Here is a 16477-nt window from a genome sequence, read left to right as displayed (position 1 = left end):
TGTTCCGCCGCCTTCGCTGGCAAGCCAGCTCCTACACCGTGTCAGACACAATATTGGTGCAAGGCCACCCCAAATCACCCCGCCACCCGCACCACCCCCATATCAATCCCCAGGTGCACCAACTCCGCATGGGACGACACCTGCAGCTTGCTCTTGAGCAACGTCAGGTGGTTGGACACGGTCTTGCTGCTGATGCTCAGTTGCTCGGCGATGGTCCGGGCCGGGGTGCCTTTGGCGAGCATGACGAAGATCTCCAGCTCGCGCTGGGTCATGCTTTGCAGGCGCGGGTCGCGGGTGTCCTGTTGCGGGTGGCAGGCCAGCTGGGTGGCCAGGGGTTGTTCGATATAGGCGTGACCGGCGAGGATCCGGCGCACCGCTTCAATCAACACTTCCGGCGCCGAGCTTTTGGTCAGGTAGCCCGAGGCCCCGGCATCCAGCGCCTGGCGCACCAAGGGCAGCTCATCGTGCATGCTGAAAAACAGCACCCGCAGTTGCGGCAGGCGCTGGCGCAGGCGCCGGGTGGTTTCCAGGCCGCTGATGCCGGGCAGGCCGAAATCCATGATCACCAGGTTGGGCACCGCCTCCTGCACCCTGGTCAGCGCCTCTTCACCGGTGGCCGCTTCGCGCATTTCGATCGCCGGCAACAGCGCGCGCAACAGGCTCGCGTAGCCCTGGCGGACCACCGCGTGGTCATCGACCAGCAGAATATTCATGACGCCTCCACAGGCATGCTCAAGGCCAGCGCCCATCCGGCGCCGGGCTGACTGATGATGCGCAACTCGCCGCCAAGGCTGCGGGCGCGCTCGAACATGGAATACAGACCGACACCCGGCCGTTGCGGCGTTTGCGCGCCGCGTCCGTTGTCGCGCACCAGCAAACGCAGGCACCCGCCATGCTGCTGCAGACGGACCCGCACCTGACTGGCCTGGGCATGCCGGGCGACGTTGGTCAGCGCCTCTTGCAGCAGGCGATAGAGGTGGGCCTGGTCCGGCACGCTCAACCGCGGCAGCTGCGTACCGACCCGCAACTCGCATTCGATGCCCTGGCGCCCCTGCCATTGCTCCACCAGCAAGGCAAAGGCTGCAGCCAGCGGCAGGTGCTGCAAAGCCACCGGATACAGCTCGCGCACCAGCGCCCGGAAACCCTGCTGCAAATGCTCGCAGTTGTGCTCCAGCTCACGCACCGTGCGCTCGACGGTGTCCGGCTGATCCGCCGCCAGGCGCAGCAGACAGGCCTGGGCACGAATGCCCGCCAGGTACTGGCCGAGGTCGTCGTGCAGGGTCTGCGCCAGATGGGTGCGTTCCTGCTCCTGCACCGCCAACAGGGTGCGCGTCAGGTGGGTGTTGTCGGCGCGGGCCTGCTCGAGGGCCTCGGTCATGCGATTGAACTGAGTCGCCAGCTGCCGCGCTTCCGCCACGCCCTCGGTGGGCAGGCGCACCTTGAGCTGCCCGTCGCAGACCTGCTGCATGGCCCGCTGCAACTGCTGCAACTGGCCCAGGCCACGGCTGACCGCCCAGCGAATGGTCAACAGACTGACCAGCAACGCCAGGCCGCACAGGCTCAGCAACTGCTGCAGCGAGTCCCAGACTTCGTCGATTTCATCCCGCGGATCGAGGGCGATCTGTACCCGCCGACCGTCCGCCAGATCCAGCAGCCGCGCACTGTGTCGGGCCTCGGCGAACAACAGTCGACCGAGCCAGGCGTCCAGCCCGCTCTGATTCGCCGAAGACGGCACCTCGCCGGTTTGCAGCCACTGCACCCGCACGTGACGCAGGCTTTCGGTGAGGCGCGGTTGCAGGCTGACCGGGTCACGCTCGGCGCTGTCGCTCAAGTACTCGACCACCGCCTGCGCCGATTGCAGCTCACGCTCGACGTCCGCCAGCGCCTGGTGCAGCAGCACGCCCATGCAGGCCAGGGTCACCAGGGCAAAGAAGCCGCCGACCCACAGGTTGATCCGCCACAGTGCCGACATGCCTAGCGCCCGCCGTTCGCCGGTATCAGGCGCAAGGGTGCCGGTTGTGCACCGTGTAGCCGGTCGATGCCGATCATGCTGAGGATCAGCAGCAACGGCAGGAGCAACGCCTTGAGAATTCGCATGGTCGATCCCCTCCGGATGGTAGCCGCCATAACCCCATGCTAAAACCGCGCCGCCCCCGGCGAGTTACTACCTTGGTACTGCCCCAGTGGTACTTTCTGCATATTTGCAGGCCGTCGCGGCCTTCCTATGCTGGCGCTACCCCAGAGGAAGTGCCCCATGCGCCAGCTTGTCCCCTACGCCCTGACCTACCTGCTGGCGATTGCCTGTGCCGCCGGGCTGGCGACTCACAGCCAGGCCGCCGAGGCGCCGTTGCAGGTGCGCATCGGCTACCTCGGCTACCGCCCCGATCCCGGCCCGCTGTTGTCCAACGTGATCCCCGAACCCAGCGATGCCGGCCTGCGCGGCGCACAACTGGCAATCACCGACAGCAACAGCACCGGGCGTTTTCTCAACCAGAGCTACAGCCTGGAAAGCGCCAGCGTCGACAGCCCAGAGGCACTGCTCGCCGCCGCCCAGGCCCAGCACGCCCAAGGCCTGCGCCTGTTCGTCATCAACGCACCGGCCGCCAGCCTGCGCCAACTGAGTGCCGCCCTGCCCGACAGCCTGCTGTTCAACGCTGGCAGCGCCGATGACCGCCTGCGCAGCACCGAGTGCCTGCCCAACGTGCTGCACAGCCTGCCTAGCCGCGCCATGCTCGCCGATGCCCTCGGGCAATTCCTGGTGGTGCGCAAATGGCAGCGGGCGCTACTGATCGTCGGCCCCACCGAAGACGACCAGGCCTATGCCGCCGCCCTGCGCCGCGCCGCCAAGCGCTTTGGCGTGCAACTGGTGGCGGAAAAAGCCTGGACCTTCGACAACGATCAGCGCCGCAGCGCCCAGGCCGATATGCCGCTGTTCACCCAGACCGCCGAGTACGACGTGGTACTGGTGGCCGACGAGCGCGGCGACTTCGGCGAGTACGTGCCCTACCAGACCTGGTACCCGCGCCCGGTCGCCGGCACCCAGGGCCTGACCCCGGTAGGCTGGCACAAGACCGTGGAAACCTACGGCGCCGCACAACTGCAAAAGCGCTTCGAAGCCCTCGCCGGACGCTGGATGAACGACCGTGATTTCGCCGCCTGGATCGCCGTGCGCAGCATCGCCAGTGCGGTCAGCAAATTGCGCCAGAGCGAACCGATGGCGATCCGTCAGCTGGAGCTCAGCGACCAGTTGCCGCTGGACGGTTTCAAGGGCCGCAAGCTCAGCTATCGGCCGTGGAATGGCCAATTGCGGCAACCGATCCCGATCGTCCAGCCACGGGCGCTGGTCAGCACCTCGCCCCAGGACGGTTTCCTCCACCCCTTCAACGAAATGGACAGCCTGGGCTACGACAAGGCCGAGGTCAGTTGCCGCTTTCCCTGATCGACACCCACTACAACAACAAAAAGGAATCCACCATGCGCCGCACCCTGCTTTCCTGCGCCCTGTTGCTCGCCGCCGGGCATGCCGCGGCCAGCACCGCCTGGGTCTCCAACGAGAAGGACAACAGCCTGAGCCTGATCGACATGCAAACCCTGCAAGTCACCGAGACCCTGCCCGTCGGCCAGCGCCCGCGCGGCCTGCTGCTGTCCCACGACAACAAGCTGCTGTACATCTGCGCCAGCGATTCGGACCGGGTCCAGGTGATGGATGTGGCGACCCGCAAGATCATCAAGGAACTGCCGTCCGGCAAGGACCCCGAGCAGTTCGCCCTGCACCCCAACAACCGTTGGCTGTATGTGTCCAACGAGGACGATGCGCTGGTGACCGTGATCGACACCGAGACTTCCAAGGTGCTCGGGCAGATCGAAGTTGGCGTCGAGCCCGAAGGCATGGCGGTCAGCCCCGATGGCAAGTGGGCGGTGAACACCAGCGAAACCACGAACATGCTGCACTGGATCGACACCAGCACCCAGACCCTGGCCGACAGCACCCTGGTCGACCAGCGTCCACGCTTCGTCGAATTCTCTCCGGACGGCAAGCAGCTCTGGGCCTCGGCAGAAATCGGCGGCACCGTGACCATTCTCGATGTGGCCAGCCGCAGCGTGCTCAAGACCCTCAACTTCGCGATCAAGGGCGTGCACCCGGACAAGGTCCAGCCGGTGGGGGTCAAGCTCAGCGTCGATGGCAAGTATGGTTTCGTCGCCCTCGGCCCGGCCAACCATGTGGCGGTGATCGACGCCAAGACCTTCGAAATTCTCGACTACCTGCTGGTGGGTCGGCGCGTCTGGCAGATGGCATTCACTCCGGATCAGAAGCAGCTGCTGGCGACCAATGGGGTCAGCGGCGATGTCTCGGTGATCGATATCGACAGCCTCAAAGTCATCAAGTCGGTGAAGGTCGGGCGTTATCCCTGGGGCGTGGTGGTCACCCCATGAACGCCCTCGACGTCAGCGATCTGAGCTTTGCCTACGGCGCCCGCCAGGCGCTGCGCCAGGTCACTTTCGGCCTGGCGCCGGGACGCTTTGCTGCGTTACTCGGGCCGAACGGCGCAGGCAAATCGACCCTGATTGCGCTGTTGACCCGACTCTATGATCTGCAGCAGGGTGACATCCGCGTCGGCGGTTGTTCGCTGCGCAATGCCGCCGGTGCGGCCTTGCGGCAATTGGGCGTGGTGTTCCAACAGAGCACCCTCGACCTCGACCTTAGCGTCGAACAGAACCTGCGTTATCACGCCGCCCTGCATGGTCTTTCACGGCGCCAGAGCGGGCTGCGGGTCGAGGCCGAACTGGCGCGCCAGGGCTTGCTGGAGCGACGCCGCGAACGGGTCCGCGAACTGAATGGCGGGCATCGGCGCCGCGTGGAAATCGCCCGCGCGCTGTTGCATGAACCGCGCTTGCTGCTGCTCGACGAAGCCAGTGTCGGCCTCGACCCGGCCAGCCGGCTGGCGCTCAATCAGCACATCCGCACCCTGTGTCGCGAGCAGCAGTTGAGCGTGCTGTGGACCACCCACCTGCTGGACGAAGTGCAGCCCAGCGACGACTTGCTGATTCTCCATCAAGGCCGGCTGGTCGCCAGCGGTCAGGCGGCCGTGCTCAGTCAGGCCCACGGCGGCGACCTTGGCGCGGCCTTCACCCGCCTGACCACCACCGCCCCATCAGGAGTCACATCATGAGCGCCTACTGGGAATGCCTGCGCGGCATCGTGCTGCGCGAATGGCTGCGTTTCGTGTTGCAGCGCACGCGTTTTCTCAGCGCCCTGGTGCGCCCGCTGTTGTGGCTGCTGGTGTTCGCCGCCGGGTTTCGCGCGGCGCTGGGCATTGCGATCATCGAACCCTACGACACCTACATCCCCTACGAGGTCTACATCATCCCCGGGCTGGCCTGCATGATCCTGCTGTTCAATGGCATGCAGGGCTCGCTGGCGATGGTCTACGACCGCGAGATGGGCAGCATGCGCGTGCTGCTCACCAGCCCGCTGCCACGGACCTTCCTGCTGTGCAGCAAGCTGCTGGCAACGGCGTTGATCTCGCTGCTGCAGGTGTATGCCTTCCTGGCGATTGCCTGGCTGTACGGCGTGCGCCCACCCGCCGCTGGCTTGCTATTGGCGTTGCCGGCGTTGCTGCTGGTGGCGCTGATGCTCAGCGCGCTGGGGTTGTTGTTGTCCAATGCGATCCGCCAACTGGAAAACTTCGCCGGGGTCATGAACTTCGTGATCTTCCCGCTGTTTTTCCTGTCTTCGGCGCTTTACCCGTTGTGGAAAATGCGTGAATCCAGCGAATGGTTGTACTGGTTGTGTGCGCTCAACCCGTTCACTCATGCGGTGGAATTGGTGCGGTTTGCCTTGTATGAACGCTTCAATCCGCTGGCGTTGGCGGTGTGCGCCGGACTGACGCTGGTGTTTGCGCTGTTGGCGGTGCTGACGTTCAATCCGCAGCATGCCGCGGTGCGCAAGGCTAATTGAGCACCCCCCCCGTAGGAGCGGTCTCCCGCTTGCGGTTGCTCGCGAAGAACGCCAACGATGACGCGGTTATCCTGATTTAACGCGGCGCCCTCAAGTCCTTCGCTGGCAAGCCAGCTCCTACAGAGGGTGAAACCAGTACTTTAGTACTGCTTTTCCTGTCTAACGTCGCATTCCCAAGGCACTGCGACTGGCATGTAATAGGTTCATAACTATAAGGATTGAACCGCTATGCCGCGTGCCTGCCGCCGTCCCCTGCGCCCCTGCCTGGCGCTACTGTCGCTGTGCCTCTTGTTGGGCGTCGCCCAGGCCCAGACCGCGCTGTTCTCCAGCGATGGCTACCGCATCGATGTCTACCGCAGCCCGACGCCGCAACAACTGGATGGCGCGACCCTGGTCGACACCCCTGCCCTGCAAACGCTGCTGAAACAAACGCCGAAGCCGCTACTGATCGATGTCTATCGCCGCCAATGGCTGCACGAGCGCTTCATCGAAGACCAGCCTCACGAGAATTTGCCCGGCAGCCACTGGCTGGCCAACACCGGCGACGGTGAACTGACGCCCGCCTGGCAAGCCTACTTCGAGCGCCATCTTGCGCGTTTGACCGCCGGCGATCACAGCCGGCCGCTGGTGTTCTACTGCCGCTCCGATTGCTGGCTGAGCTGGAACGCGGTGAAGCGTGCCGCGTCCCTGGGCTACCAGAACCTGTACTGGTACCGCGACGGCGTCGACGCCTGGCAGGCCGCCAACCTGCCCCTGACGACTGCGCAGCCCGAGGCTTTTCCCTGACGTTGCACCTTGCGTGTTATTGCCACACCATAATCAAAATAATGAGGTGAGAGGCTATGTATAAAATTCTGATTGCCGACGATCACCCGCTGTTTCGCGAAGCAATCCATAACGTTATCAGCGATGGTTTCCCCGGCAGCGAGGTGATGGAAACGGCCGACCTCGACAGTGCCCTGGCACTGACCGAAAGCCATGACGACCTGGACCTGATCCTGCTCGACCTGAACATGCCCGGCATGCATGGCCTCAATGGCCTGATCAACCTGCGCAACGAGGCGCCGACCATTCCGGTGGTGATCGTTTCGGCGGAGCAGGACAAACAGATCGTGCTGCAGGCCATCACTTATGGCGCGGTGGGTTTCATCACCAAGTCGTCGCCCCGGGCGCAGATGACCGAGGCCATCGAGCAGATTCTCAACGGCAACGTCTACCTGCCCCCCGACATCATCCGCACCCAGCGCAGCAACAGCCCTCGGCGGATGAACGACACCCCGAGCTTCCCGCCGGAACTGCTGCAGGCACTGACCCGCAAGCAGTTGCTGGTGCTGGAACGCATGACCAAGGGCGAATCGAACAAACAGATCGCCTACACCCTGGAAATCGCCGAGACCACGGTCAAGGCCCACGTCTCGGCGATCCTGCGCAAACTCAACGTGCACAACCGGGTGCAGGCGATCCTCAGTGCCGGGGATATTGATTTCGGGTCGTATTTGCGCCGGTGAAAGACATGCCGGGCGGTGATAGGAACTGTAGGAGCCAGCTTGCTGGCGAATGCGGTGTAGCGGCTGGCCTCTTCGCTGGCAAGCCAGCTCCTACACAAGCCAGCTCCTACAATGAGGGTGGTGTGTCTGACACACCACCCTCGGTCACAACCACCCTTACCCGCTGATCGCCCCATCCACCAACGCCTGTGCCTCTTGCACCAATTGCTTGAGGTGCGCGTCGCCAATGAAGCTTTCGGCGTAGATCTTGTAGATGTCCTCGGTGCCCGAAGGACGGGCGGCGAACCAGCCGTTTTCGGTCATCACCTTCAGGCCACCAATTGCCTGGTCATTGCCCGGCGCCTTGCTGAGGATCTGCTGGATCGCTTCGCCGGCCAGTTCGGTGGACTTGACCTGTTCTGGCGCCAGCTTGCCCAGCAGGGCTTTCTGCGCAGGAGTGGCCTTGGCATCGACGCGCACGGCGAAGGGTTCGCCCAGCTCGGCGGTCAGGGCCGCATAGGCCTGGCTTGGATCGCGACCGGTACGGGCGGTCATTTCCGCCGCCAGCAAGGCCGGGATCAGGCCGTCCTTGTCGGTGCTCCAGACGCCGCCGTCCTTGCGCAGGAACGAAGCGCCGGCGCTTTCCTCACCGCCAAAGCCCAGGGAACCGTCGAACAAACCGTCGGCAAACCATTTGAAGCCCACTGGCACTTCGTACAGGCGACGACCCAGGCGCCTGGCCACGCGGTCGATCAGGCCACTGCTGACCACAGTCTTGCCCACGGCGGCGTCGGCACGCCATTGCGGGCGGTTCTGGAACAGGTAGTCGATGGACACGGCCAGGTAGTTGTTCGGCGCCAGCAGGCCACCGGACGGTGTGACGATGCCGTGGCGATCATGGTCCGGGTCGCAGGCAAAGGCCACGTCAAAACGTTCCTTGAGGCCGATCAGGCCTTGCATCGCATGACTGGAGGACGGGTCCATGCGGATCTGCCCGTCCCAATCCACCGACATGAAGCGGAAAGTCGGGTCGACCTCGGTGTTCACCACGTCCAGGTCCAGGCGATAGTGCTCGGCAATCGCCGACCAGTAGCGCACCCCGGCACCGCCCAGCGGATCGACGCCCAGGCGCAGTTTGGCGTCGCGGATCGCGTCAAAATCGATGACGTTGACCAGGTCGGCGACGTAGGTGTTGAGGTAATCATGCCGATGGGTGGTGTCAGCCTTGAGCGCCTGCTCGAGACTGATGCGCTTGACCCCGGCGAGCTTGTTCGCCAGCAGTTCGTTGGCCTTGGCTTCGATCCACTTGGTGATATGGGTATCGGCCGGTCCACCGTTGGTGGGGTTGTATTTGTAGCCACCGCTTTGCGGCGGGTTGTGCGATGGCGTGATGACGATACCGTCCGCCAGACCCGAAGTGCGGCCGCGGTTGTAGCAGAGGATGGCGTGGGAAACCGCCGGGGTCGGGGTGTATTCGTCGTTCGCCGCGATCATCACGGTCACGCCGTTGGCCGCCAGCACTTCCAGGGCGCTGGCGCCAGCCGGGGTCGACAGTGCGTGAGTGTCGATGCCGACAAACAGTGGGCCATCGATGCCCTGGGCCTGACGGTACAGGCAGATCGCCTGGCTGATCGCCAGGACGTGCCATTCATTGAAACTCAGCTCGAACGAGCTGCCACGGTGCCCCGAGGTGCCGAACGCCACGCGCTGGGTAGCCACCGAAGCATCGGGCTGGCCGGTGTAGTAGGCCGTTACCAGTCGCGGGATATCGACCAACAACTGGGCTGGTGCCGGCTTGCCCGCAAAAGGACTGAGTGTCATGCAAAACCTCTGGGAAGGAGTGGTTCGGGGTGTGGTGCTGTTCGATCGTTGTTGTAGGAGCGAGCTTGCTCGCGAAAAATCTGCAGGCGCCGCGATCATCCAGAAAGATCGCGTCATCGTTGACGTTCTTCGCGAGCAGGCTCGCTCCCACAGGAAATCGCCAGAATACCGTCAATGCAGTTTACTGGCAGTTTGACCATAGAGCGACGGTATCTATCCGCCCCAGCGCAGGATTTTTCCCGCCGATCAGTCAATCAACTCCAACCGCAAGGCATCCCCCAACAATCCCATCGCCGTGTCGAGGTCATGCTGGCCGCTGAACGCATGGCTCAGGCGCACATGTTGGGAGTGCAGGCCATGCAGGCTGAACAGTTCACCCGGGGCAATCACCACGCTTTGCTTGAGCATGCGCTGGAATACCCGGCGCATGTCCACCGGCCGCAGCGAACGCGCCCAGAGCGTTGCCCCCGCCGCTGGCTCGACGCATTCCAGGGCATCACCCAGGCGTTCATCCAGCACCTGGAGCATGCGTGCCTTGTGCTCACCGAGCAGGCGCCGCAGGACCTGCAAGTGCTGATCGATGCGCCCACTGCTGTACAGGCGGGCAATGGCTTTCTGGCGAATCGGTGACAGACGAAACGAACGCAACAGGAAGGTCCGCTGCAACTCGGCACTCAACGGCCGCGCCAGCAGGAATCCATAGGGCGCTTCCGGCCCCATGAGCTTGTCGAACGTGGAAAACACCAGCAACCGCTCCGGATCGAGCAGGTCGCGCAGGCGCGGCTCCCCGGGCTCATGACTCAACTCACCATGGATATCGTTTTCCAGCACCCAACAACCGTGCAGGCGCAACAGATAGGCGATGCGCTGCCGATTGTCCTGCGGCATCACGCTACCGCTGGGCATGCTCACCCCGGACGAGAGCAGCACCAGGCGCACCGTTTCACTGGCGAGCAAGCGCGCCAGCAATTCCGGATCGAGGCTGCCATCGATGGCCAGCGGCAACTCGATCACCTTGACCCCGGCCGCCTGCAGCAGCCGCAAGATCACCCAGTCACAGGGCGACTCCACCAGCACCGTCGCACCCTTGAGACCGAGCACCGCAATCAGGATTTCCAGCACCCCGCGCAAGTCGGCACCGATGTAGACATCGTCGGCGTGCCAGCAGCGACTGGCCGAGGTGGTATAGCGCGCCGCCAGGGCGGTGCGCAGCTCCAGTTCGCCACAGGGCTGCGAATGCGGTTGCTGCTGGCGCGGGTACTGGCGCACCAGCTCGCGCTCGAGCAGCAACAACGGGCTGTCCAGCGATTGCAATTGCGCCGGCTCGTCGGTGCTCATCACCAGCATCCCCGGCCGGCGGGCGCTGACATACAGGCTTTCCAGCAGATCGGTGCCGCCGCAGTACGGCGCATTCAGCGCCACTGGCAGCGCGTAGTAGCCGGATTTGGCCACCGAGTACACCCGCCCCTCTTTCTCCAGCAGCGAATAGGCGTACTGGATGGTCGAGATCGACACGCTCAGGCGCTCTGCCAGTTGGCGCAGCGAGGGCAGCTTGACCGGCGTTTCGGCCCCCACTTCATTGATCAGATTGGTCAGATAGCGGTACACAGCCTGGTAGGCAAAGTCGTTTTCCCTGGGCGCTTTCATGGCTGCTGTCCACGCAACGGCCAGGCCGGGAACCGCTGCCGGGCGCCAGCGCGGCCGACGTGTGTGCGATCAGTCAAACCGGGCTCCTTCAACGTCTCGCCGAGTATTCAGTCGGCGCCTGGGCGTTTTCCGCCGCAGGTACCGACTCGCTGGCCAGGGTCGGTTCGCTGGAGGCCACGGCGCGCCTGGCGTAGAGGCTGCGCACCAGGGCAATCGACAGGCCGCTGACATCGACAATCCATTGCAGCACCGGCTCCGGCGCGGGCAAGCCTTGCAACGCCTTGTGCACATCGAGCTGGGCCACCAGCATCCCCGGATGGCAACGGCGCAGGAAGCGCTCCAGACCGGCCCCGCCCTCGACAAACGGGGCGAACAGCAGGCAGACCTGTTGCGCCTCACTCAGGCCCAAGGTCTGCTGCGCCTCGATATTGGCCTGGATCCGCAGCGCCGGCACATCGCGAGGGTCGCCGTAGAGCGCCATGGCCTGGTTGCAGAAGCGCTCCGGCACTCCGCGCCGACGCATCAGCAGCAAGGCATGCTGCACGTAGTGGGTGAATCCGCGCTCATAGCTGTGGCCATACAGGTAGGTGGTCTGCAAACCATGGAAATGCGCCGCCAGCAGCGGGCTGGCGAAGTCGTTCTCGCGCATCTGCACGTCCAGCTCGTCGGGCTGCAGGCCGAGGAATTCGGTGAGCAGCGGCCAACGCTCCTCCAGGTTGCCGGTCACCAGGTCCTGGATATCGATGTGAATGGTCCCGCGCCGAGCATCGAACTGCGCCTCGGGCCGCCATTCGACGCGGTCCTGATCGGCATAGAGTTCGCGGTACAGATCGTCCTGCAACGCCTCGAGGGTGGCGAACAGCCCTTCAAAACTCTGCTCGGGCCCAGGAATCGGCGCCAACCCGGCCTTTCTCGCACCGCGCAGCAACCCGGCGAGGAACTGCCGCTGCTGGCGCGCCGTCTCCCCGCCCACCAGTGCGTCGACGCCGCCGTCCCAGCGAGCCATCTGCGCATAGAAGTCACCCATGGCCAAATAACCCTCATCACCGACCTCATAGAGGCAACCCGGCGTGCGCAAGTGCCCGAGCAGCAGCGAGTTGTGTCGGTTGAGTTCGCGCCCGGCGTCGGAAATCGGCATCGAATGGGCGAAAGGCAGGACTTCGCGATGATCGACCATCAACACCTCGACTCGAGGGTCATCGTAGACAAACAGCGCGCCGTAGCTGCGATGGATACTCTCGATCATGGCCGGCGTGGTGGCACCGAGCCGTAGCGTGGCGATACGCATCTGGAAGGTCGCCGGGCTCCTGCCGGCAATGCTCAATTGGGCGGCGCGCATGAAGGCCAGTGCGTAACAACTGTCTCGGCTGCCGCTGTGCGACACCAATACCTTGTAATGGCCGATACGCTCCGGACCGCCGGCCGCCACCAACAGGCGCTGAATCAGAAGTTGCAGAGCCGTGCGCTCTGCTCGAGAAAAGAAACTCAGCAAACGCGTCAAAACCTGGTGATAGACATTGTTCATCGCTGAATCATGTATAGCGCTCATCGTTATTTACCTGACATTCAATAAAACGGTATCAAAAGAACATTCATCCGCCGCTGCAGATTGATCGACGAAGTCTGTTTGGTGCTGGCCATTAGTATTGACCATTAAGTGATGGCACATTGCCTTCAGACACTATTGGACATGATTGTCCGCCGGCTCCCCCGGCGATCTTGCAAGCGCCGCCGACCGCCTGAATACGGGCCTTCCGACCTGAAGACTGGTGGCCTAGGACGCATCCGACAGCGTCCTACAAACATCGAGTACAGCAAATAAGGAATCAATAACCGACTAGGCGAACAGCAACTTGCAAGCGTCGCCATTACTTGTGAACTCTCGACACGAGGCGTAGACAAGCACTGCTCCATACACCAGGCACTGGGGTGGGTGCCAACTAAAACAAAGGGCTCAGCCATGACTCATTCCTTGAGATGAAAGTAGTCATTCAATTATCAGGGGCTGGAGGCTGATTAGAAGATACAGATGCCAGGGAAAAACCAGCTCAGTCGTTGAGCCGGCTATCAGCGGCCTGACGGAAAAGTTACTGGTGCCCGCTCCACCCACAAAAAAGCCCGCTTGCGCGGGCTTTGGGTGTCAGGCAGTGGCTCAGGCCGGTTCGATCTCAAGCGCGACGCGCTCACGGCAAGGGCATTCGTCCATATAACGATGGGCCTCGACGAACTCGGCAAACGGGAACACCCGAGTCTTGAGCGGCAACAGCACGCGGTCGGCGGTCAGTTGGTTGATCTCGCGCAGGGCACGCTGCATGGCCACCGGGTCCTGAGCAATTCCCAACTCCGGCTTGCCGGTGAAGTTACCGATGCAGTGCACAAAGAACTGGATGTTCTTCTGGAACGCGGCACAGGCCGGAAACGGTGTCTGGTTGCCGCCTTGCAGGCCATACAACACCAGGCTGCCGCGAGGCGCCAGGACATCGCCCAGCAACGACATCTGCGGGCCGCCCAGGCCGTCGAAGACCACATCCACGCCGCGATTGTCGGTGAGCTTGTTGATCCGCATCAGCAGATCTTCTTCCTCGGTGACGATCACTTTCTCGGCACCCAGCGACCGCAGGTACTCGCGCTCTTCAGCGCTCTTGGTCGCGGCAATCACCCGCACGCCCAGGGCCTTGCCCAGTTGCACGAAAGATGGGCCGGCGCAGTGGCTGGCGTCAGTGACCAGGGCAAACTGCCCGGGCTTGACCCGAGCCAGATCGACCAGGGCGAAATAGGCGATCAGCAGCGGCGTGTAATGCACAGCGGCTTCGATCGGGCTCAGCACGTCGGGATAGCGGGTCACGGAGGTGCGCGGCAGCACGATCTGCTCACCGTACACCGGGTAATCGTTGGGGCTTTGCGCCGGGAAGCTGGCTACCCGATCGCCAATCGCCAGGTCGTCGACGCCCTCGCCGAGCGCGGTGACTACGCCGGCCATTTCCTGGCCAATGCCGGAGGGCAGTCGGGCATGGGACGATGCCAGGTTCTGCCGCCACAGGGTGTCGTACCAACTGACGCCAATCGCCTCGACACGCACCTGTACTTCACCGGGTGCCGGCTGAGCGGCCGCATGCTCTTCGCACTTGAGCACCTCGGCAGGACCAAACTTGTGAAAACGGATCGTGCGGGACATCGCAAACCTCGTCAAAGTAACCTCTAATGCCCTGAACTCTATCCGGGCTTTCGCGCCAAGACCATCAGTGGCTATTAATAGTCGACATGCCTGTCATTGATTCCGCAGCTCCGGCAATCCGCCTGTCACCCTGGAAAACCGAGTCATCCTTGTGGGAAAAATGATTTACTCGTGCAGAGTAACAGCCTTTCCCCGTAAGATTCATGCCGGTCATTGTTCTCAAATGGCCGCTCTCGTCAAGTTTGCTGATTCTGCCAGGACTCCAGATGAATCGTAATGACCTGCGTCGTGTCGACCTGAACCTGTTGATCGTGTTTGAAACCCTGATGCATGAACGCAGCGTGACCCGCGCCGCGGAGAAGCTGTTTCTCGGTCAACCGGCCATCAGCGCGGCCCTGTCACGCCTGCGCAGCCTGTTCGACGACCCACTGTTCGTGCGCACCGGGCGCAGCATGGAACCGTCCGCCCGCGCCGTGGAAATCTTCGCCCTGCTGTCCCCGGCCCTGGACTCGATTTCCACCGCCGTCAGCCGCGCCGCCGAATTCGACCCGGCCACCAGCACCTCGGTGTTTCGCATCGGCCTGTCCGACGACGTCGAATTTGCCCTGCTGCCGATGCTGCTCAAGCGCCTGCGCGCCGAATCGCCGGGCATTGTGCTGGTGGTACGGCGGGTCAACTACATCCTGATGCCCGGCCTGCTGGCCTCCGGCGAAATCTCCATCGGCGTCAGCTACACTACCGACCTGCCGGCCAACGCCAAGCGCAAGGTCCTGCGTCGCAGCCAGCCGAAACTGCTACGCGCCGACACTGTGCCTGGCCCGTTGAGCCTGGACGACTACTGCGCCCGCCCCCACGCCCTGGTGTCATTCGCCGGCGACCTCAGTGGCTTCATCGATGAAGAGTTGGAAAAACTCGGACGCAAGCGCCACGTGGTACTGGCCGTCCCACAGTTCAACGGCCTGAGCACCCTGCTCGCCGGCACCGACATCGTCGCCACCGTCCCCGACTACACCGCCGAAGCCCTCACCGCCGCCGGCGGCGTGCGCGCGGAGGATCCGCCGCTGCCGACTCGCAGTTTTGAGCTGCATATGGCGTGGCGAGGGTCGCAGGATAATGACCCGGGGGAGCGATGGCTGCGCTCCAGGATCCAGATGTTCTTTGGCGACCCCGATAGTCTCTAGATCGAGATTCAGCGGCACGGCAGTCGCGCGACTGCGCCTACACGACTGCCCATGCTGACGAGCATGTTTGTGGTCAATATCGAGCAGAACTTGCAGCGGCAGACGATGGTTTCGTCGTGGTCGATCTGTTCGAAAGCTATCTGGATCACGCCGCCGGCAAGGTGAACGCGTGATGGTCGGCGCCGGCAAGACCACCCTGCTCAACCATATCCTGCGCAATCGCGAAGGCCTGCGCGTCGATTCCGGCGCGTTACAGCGCGAACTCGACCATTGCCTGCTGAGCGCCGAGGAAATCGCCGCCGGCCCGTCGGCCTGGCTCGCCCTGCCGGGCGCGACAGCCTTTGACGCCGGTGCCTTGTCGAGCGGGCCAACGCAGCAGTTACTGGCTGCTGCCCGTTGACCGAGGTAGAGGTGTTCCCCGGTCTCTTTCAGCCGAAGCAGCCGTTGGGTACTGACGCCACTCACCGACAGGCTGGAACAGCCGGAACGGGCCAACACCCCGCCGCCGTAAATCGCAGGCCTTCTTTTTTCACGCGTATGCAGTGAACCCTGTATTCCGTAAAAACGCGCGATCTGTATCTATCGGCAACATCCCGAGGTTGATACGGTCCGCACTCACTGCATTTCGATGAGGTAACCATGGATCTCGGCGCTATTGCGTTTGGTACAACCGATTGGTCAACGATAGAGCCGGTGAAGCATGCTGGCGAGACCGGGACTGCTTATTGGCGAACCTGTCAGTTCGGCTCGACGCGCGTGCGGATGGTCGAATACAGCGCTGGTTATCTGGCTGATCATTGGTGCTGGAGAGGTCACATCCTGCTGTGCCTGGAAGGTCAACTGCACACCGAACTGGAAGATGGTCGTCAATTCACCCTGACTGCCGGAATGAGCTATCAGGTGGGTAACGATGCTGAAGGACATCGGTCCTTCACCACGACGGGAGCAAAACTGTTCGTGGTGGATTAGTACTGCACAGACATACCAGTCAGATTAGCCCCAAGTCTGCGTTATCGGGTTTGAAGCGGCAGCGGTCGGAGAACTTCGCCGTCATGATGTGGGCTGGCTTGCCCGCTGTCGGGAGGTGCTTGTCGATGACGTGCGCCGCTACCGGCGTCTGGATACCGAAACGAGCAATGCGGCCATGGGTTTTGATGGATAATCGGCACGCTGTCACTGCATCAACGGAAGATTCATTCAAGGAAGA

17 protein-coding genes and 2 pseudogenes are annotated in these 16477 nt (G+C 63.1%); 11 read left to right on the top strand and 8 right to left on the bottom strand.

Going from position 1 to position 16477, the window contains the following annotated elements:
• Positions 1 to 74: 74 nt before the first annotated feature.
• The 3 genes from ACZYR5_RS21930 to ACZYR5_RS21920 are packed head-to-tail and all read right to left on the bottom strand — an operon-like array spanning position 75 to position 2097.
• Positions 75 to 713, bottom strand: coding sequence for a response regulator (locus ACZYR5_RS21930; protein ID WP_489091522.1), 639 nt, complete (start codon positions 711 to 713; stop codon positions 75 to 77).
• Complete coding sequence (locus tag ACZYR5_RS21925) at positions 710 to 1972, bottom strand: HAMP domain-containing sensor histidine kinase (protein ID WP_489091521.1); 1263 nt, start codon at positions 1970 to 1972, stop codon at positions 710 to 712. The genes ACZYR5_RS21930 and ACZYR5_RS21925 overlap by 4 nt, the downstream gene beginning before the upstream one ends.
• Before the next feature lie 2 nt (positions 1973 to 1974).
• On the bottom strand, positions 1975 to 2097 hold the full coding sequence (locus ACZYR5_RS21920; RefSeq protein WP_489091520.1) for a hypothetical protein: 123 nt from the start codon (positions 2095 to 2097) through the stop codon (positions 1975 to 1977).
• Between the two features lie 157 nt (positions 2098 to 2254).
• Here ACZYR5_RS21920 and ACZYR5_RS21915 point away from each other — a divergent pair, with 157 nt between their 5' ends.
• The 6 genes from ACZYR5_RS21915 (at position 2255) to ACZYR5_RS21890 (ending at position 7467) form a co-directional block, all read left to right on the top strand.
• Entirely contained in the window at positions 2255 to 3439 is a 1185-nt protein-coding gene (locus tag ACZYR5_RS21915) for an ABC transporter substrate-binding protein (RefSeq protein WP_489091519.1), read from the top strand.
• A gap of 35 nt (positions 3440 to 3474) precedes the next feature.
• Positions 3475 to 4434 (top strand): YVTN family beta-propeller repeat protein, encoded by a 960-nt coding sequence (locus tag ACZYR5_RS21910; protein ID WP_489091518.1) that lies wholly within the window; start codon positions 3475 to 3477, stop codon positions 4432 to 4434.
• A complete protein-coding gene (locus tag ACZYR5_RS21905) occupies positions 4431 to 5171 on the top strand; it encodes an ABC transporter ATP-binding protein (RefSeq protein WP_489091517.1) in 741 nt (246 codons plus the stop codon). The genes ACZYR5_RS21910 and ACZYR5_RS21905 overlap by 4 nt, the downstream gene beginning before the upstream one ends.
• On the top strand, positions 5168 to 5959 hold the full coding sequence (locus ACZYR5_RS21900; protein WP_489091516.1) for an ABC transporter permease: 792 nt from the start codon (positions 5168 to 5170) through the stop codon (positions 5957 to 5959). The genes ACZYR5_RS21905 and ACZYR5_RS21900 overlap by 4 nt, the downstream gene beginning before the upstream one ends.
• 228 nt (positions 5960 to 6187) lie before the next feature.
• Positions 6188 to 6745, top strand: a complete 558-nt coding sequence (locus ACZYR5_RS21895; RefSeq protein WP_489091515.1) for a PQQ-dependent catabolism-associated CXXCW motif protein — start codon at positions 6188 to 6190, stop codon at positions 6743 to 6745.
• A gap of 56 nt (positions 6746 to 6801) precedes the next feature.
• Positions 6802 to 7467, top strand: coding sequence for a response regulator (locus ACZYR5_RS21890; RefSeq protein WP_489091514.1), 666 nt, complete (start codon positions 6802 to 6804; stop codon positions 7465 to 7467).
• 156 nt (positions 7468 to 7623) lie between these two features.
• Here the strand turns inward: ACZYR5_RS21890 and pgm are convergent, their stop codons facing one another.
• Positions 7624 to 9267, bottom strand: a complete 1644-nt coding sequence (gene pgm, locus ACZYR5_RS21885; RefSeq protein ID WP_489091513.1) for a phosphoglucomutase (alpha-D-glucose-1,6-bisphosphate-dependent) — start codon at positions 9265 to 9267, stop codon at positions 7624 to 7626.
• On the opposite strand from pgm, the gene ACZYR5_RS21880 reads away from it, so the two are divergent.
• Positions 9266 to 9463, top strand: a complete 198-nt coding sequence (locus ACZYR5_RS21880; protein WP_489091512.1) for a hypothetical protein — start codon at positions 9266 to 9268, stop codon at positions 9461 to 9463. The genes pgm and ACZYR5_RS21880 overlap by 2 nt on opposite strands.
• Before the next feature lie 50 nt (positions 9464 to 9513).
• On the opposite strand, the gene ACZYR5_RS21875 is transcribed toward ACZYR5_RS21880, so the two are convergent.
• From ACZYR5_RS21875 to ACZYR5_RS21865, 3 genes are all read right to left on the bottom strand, one after another.
• The gene (locus ACZYR5_RS21875) at positions 9514 to 10914 is read right to left on the bottom strand and encodes an aminotransferase-like domain-containing protein (protein ID WP_489091511.1); all 1401 of its coding nucleotides are present in this window, start codon (positions 10912 to 10914) and stop codon (positions 9514 to 9516) included.
• An 88-nt stretch (positions 10915 to 11002) separates the two neighbouring features.
• Complete coding sequence (locus ACZYR5_RS21870) at positions 11003 to 12463, bottom strand: hypothetical protein (protein WP_489091510.1); 1461 nt, start codon at positions 12461 to 12463, stop codon at positions 11003 to 11005.
• 603 nt (positions 12464 to 13066) lie between these two features.
• The gene (locus ACZYR5_RS21865) at positions 13067 to 14089 is read right to left on the bottom strand and encodes a zinc-dependent alcohol dehydrogenase family protein (protein ID WP_489091509.1); all 1023 of its coding nucleotides are present in this window, start codon (positions 14087 to 14089) and stop codon (positions 13067 to 13069) included.
• 266 nt (positions 14090 to 14355) lie between these two features.
• Here ACZYR5_RS21865 and ACZYR5_RS21860 point away from each other — a divergent pair, with 266 nt between their 5' ends.
• The 4 genes and pseudogenes from ACZYR5_RS21860 to ACZYR5_RS21845 all read left to right on the top strand — a co-directional run bounded on the left by ACZYR5_RS21860 (position 14356) and on the right by ACZYR5_RS21845 (position 16239).
• Positions 14356 to 15270 carry a LysR family transcriptional regulator gene (locus ACZYR5_RS21860; RefSeq protein WP_105754586.1) on the top strand — a complete coding sequence of 305 codons (915 nt, stop codon included), beginning with the start codon at positions 14356 to 14358 and terminating at the stop codon, positions 15268 to 15270.
• A 95-nt stretch (positions 15271 to 15365) separates the two neighbouring features.
• A pseudogene (locus tag ACZYR5_RS21855) lies at positions 15366 to 15443 on the top strand (nitrile hydratase subunit beta); the annotation flags it as partial.
• A 71-nt stretch (positions 15444 to 15514) separates the two neighbouring features.
• A pseudogene (locus ACZYR5_RS21850) lies at positions 15515 to 15670 on the top strand (GTP-binding protein); the annotation flags it as partial.
• A 239-nt stretch (positions 15671 to 15909) separates the two neighbouring features.
• Positions 15910 to 16239: a DHCW motif cupin fold protein gene (locus ACZYR5_RS21845; RefSeq protein WP_489091508.1), complete on the top strand. Its 330-nt coding sequence runs from the start codon at positions 15910 to 15912 to the stop codon at positions 16237 to 16239.
• Between the two features lie 19 nt (positions 16240 to 16258).
• Here ACZYR5_RS21845 and ACZYR5_RS21840 read toward each other — a convergent pair whose 3' ends face one another.
• Complete coding sequence (locus ACZYR5_RS21840) at positions 16259 to 16471, bottom strand: hypothetical protein (protein ID WP_489091584.1); 213 nt, start codon at positions 16469 to 16471, stop codon at positions 16259 to 16261.
• Positions 16472 to 16477 lie beyond the last annotated feature (6 nt).

This window comes from Pseudomonas sp. F007 (assembly GCF_057814275.1).
Note: the sequence above shows the minus strand (reverse complement) of the source record. Positions and strands in the feature narration are given on the sequence as shown.

What these genes read in the sequence shown, in the direction of transcription:
- ACZYR5_RS21870 (WP_489091510.1), bottom strand. Translation starts at nt 12,463, where the DNA reads ATGAGCGCTATACATGATTCAGCGATGAACAATGTCTATCACCAGGTT.
- pgm (WP_489091513.1), bottom strand. Translation starts at nt 9,267, where the DNA reads ATGACACTCAGTCCTTTTGCGGGCAAGCCGGCACCAGCCCAGTTGTTG.
- ACZYR5_RS21915 (WP_489091519.1), top strand. Translation starts at nt 2,255, where the DNA reads ATGCGCCAGCTTGTCCCCTACGCCCTGACCTACCTGCTGGCGATTGCC.
- ACZYR5_RS21845 (WP_489091508.1), top strand. Translation starts at nt 15,910, where the DNA reads ATGGATCTCGGCGCTATTGCGTTTGGTACAACCGATTGGTCAACGATA.
- ACZYR5_RS21920 (WP_489091520.1), bottom strand. Translation starts at nt 2,097, where the DNA reads ATGCGAATTCTCAAGGCGTTGCTCCTGCCGTTGCTGCTGATCCTCAGC.
- ACZYR5_RS21880 (WP_489091512.1), top strand. Translation starts at nt 9,266, where the DNA reads ATGCAAAACCTCTGGGAAGGAGTGGTTCGGGGTGTGGTGCTGTTCGAT.
- ACZYR5_RS21910 (WP_489091518.1), top strand. Translation starts at nt 3,475, where the DNA reads ATGCGCCGCACCCTGCTTTCCTGCGCCCTGTTGCTCGCCGCCGGGCAT.
- ACZYR5_RS21930 (WP_489091522.1), bottom strand. Translation starts at nt 713, where the DNA reads ATGAATATTCTGCTGGTCGATGACCACGCGGTGGTCCGCCAGGGCTAC.
- ACZYR5_RS21905 (WP_489091517.1), top strand. Translation starts at nt 4,431, where the DNA reads ATGAACGCCCTCGACGTCAGCGATCTGAGCTTTGCCTACGGCGCCCGC.
- ACZYR5_RS21865 (WP_489091509.1), bottom strand. Translation starts at nt 14,089, where the DNA reads ATGTCCCGCACGATCCGTTTTCACAAGTTTGGTCCTGCCGAGGTGCTC.
- ACZYR5_RS21860 (WP_105754586.1), top strand. Translation starts at nt 14,356, where the DNA reads ATGAATCGTAATGACCTGCGTCGTGTCGACCTGAACCTGTTGATCGTG.
- ACZYR5_RS21895 (WP_489091515.1), top strand. Translation starts at nt 6,188, where the DNA reads ATGCCGCGTGCCTGCCGCCGTCCCCTGCGCCCCTGCCTGGCGCTACTG.
- ACZYR5_RS21890 (WP_489091514.1), top strand. Translation starts at nt 6,802, where the DNA reads ATGTATAAAATTCTGATTGCCGACGATCACCCGCTGTTTCGCGAAGCA.
- ACZYR5_RS21875 (WP_489091511.1), bottom strand. Translation starts at nt 10,914, where the DNA reads ATGAAAGCGCCCAGGGAAAACGACTTTGCCTACCAGGCTGTGTACCGC.
- ACZYR5_RS21925 (WP_489091521.1), bottom strand. Translation starts at nt 1,972, where the DNA reads ATGTCGGCACTGTGGCGGATCAACCTGTGGGTCGGCGGCTTCTTTGCC.
- ACZYR5_RS21900 (WP_489091516.1), top strand. Translation starts at nt 5,168, where the DNA reads ATGAGCGCCTACTGGGAATGCCTGCGCGGCATCGTGCTGCGCGAATGG.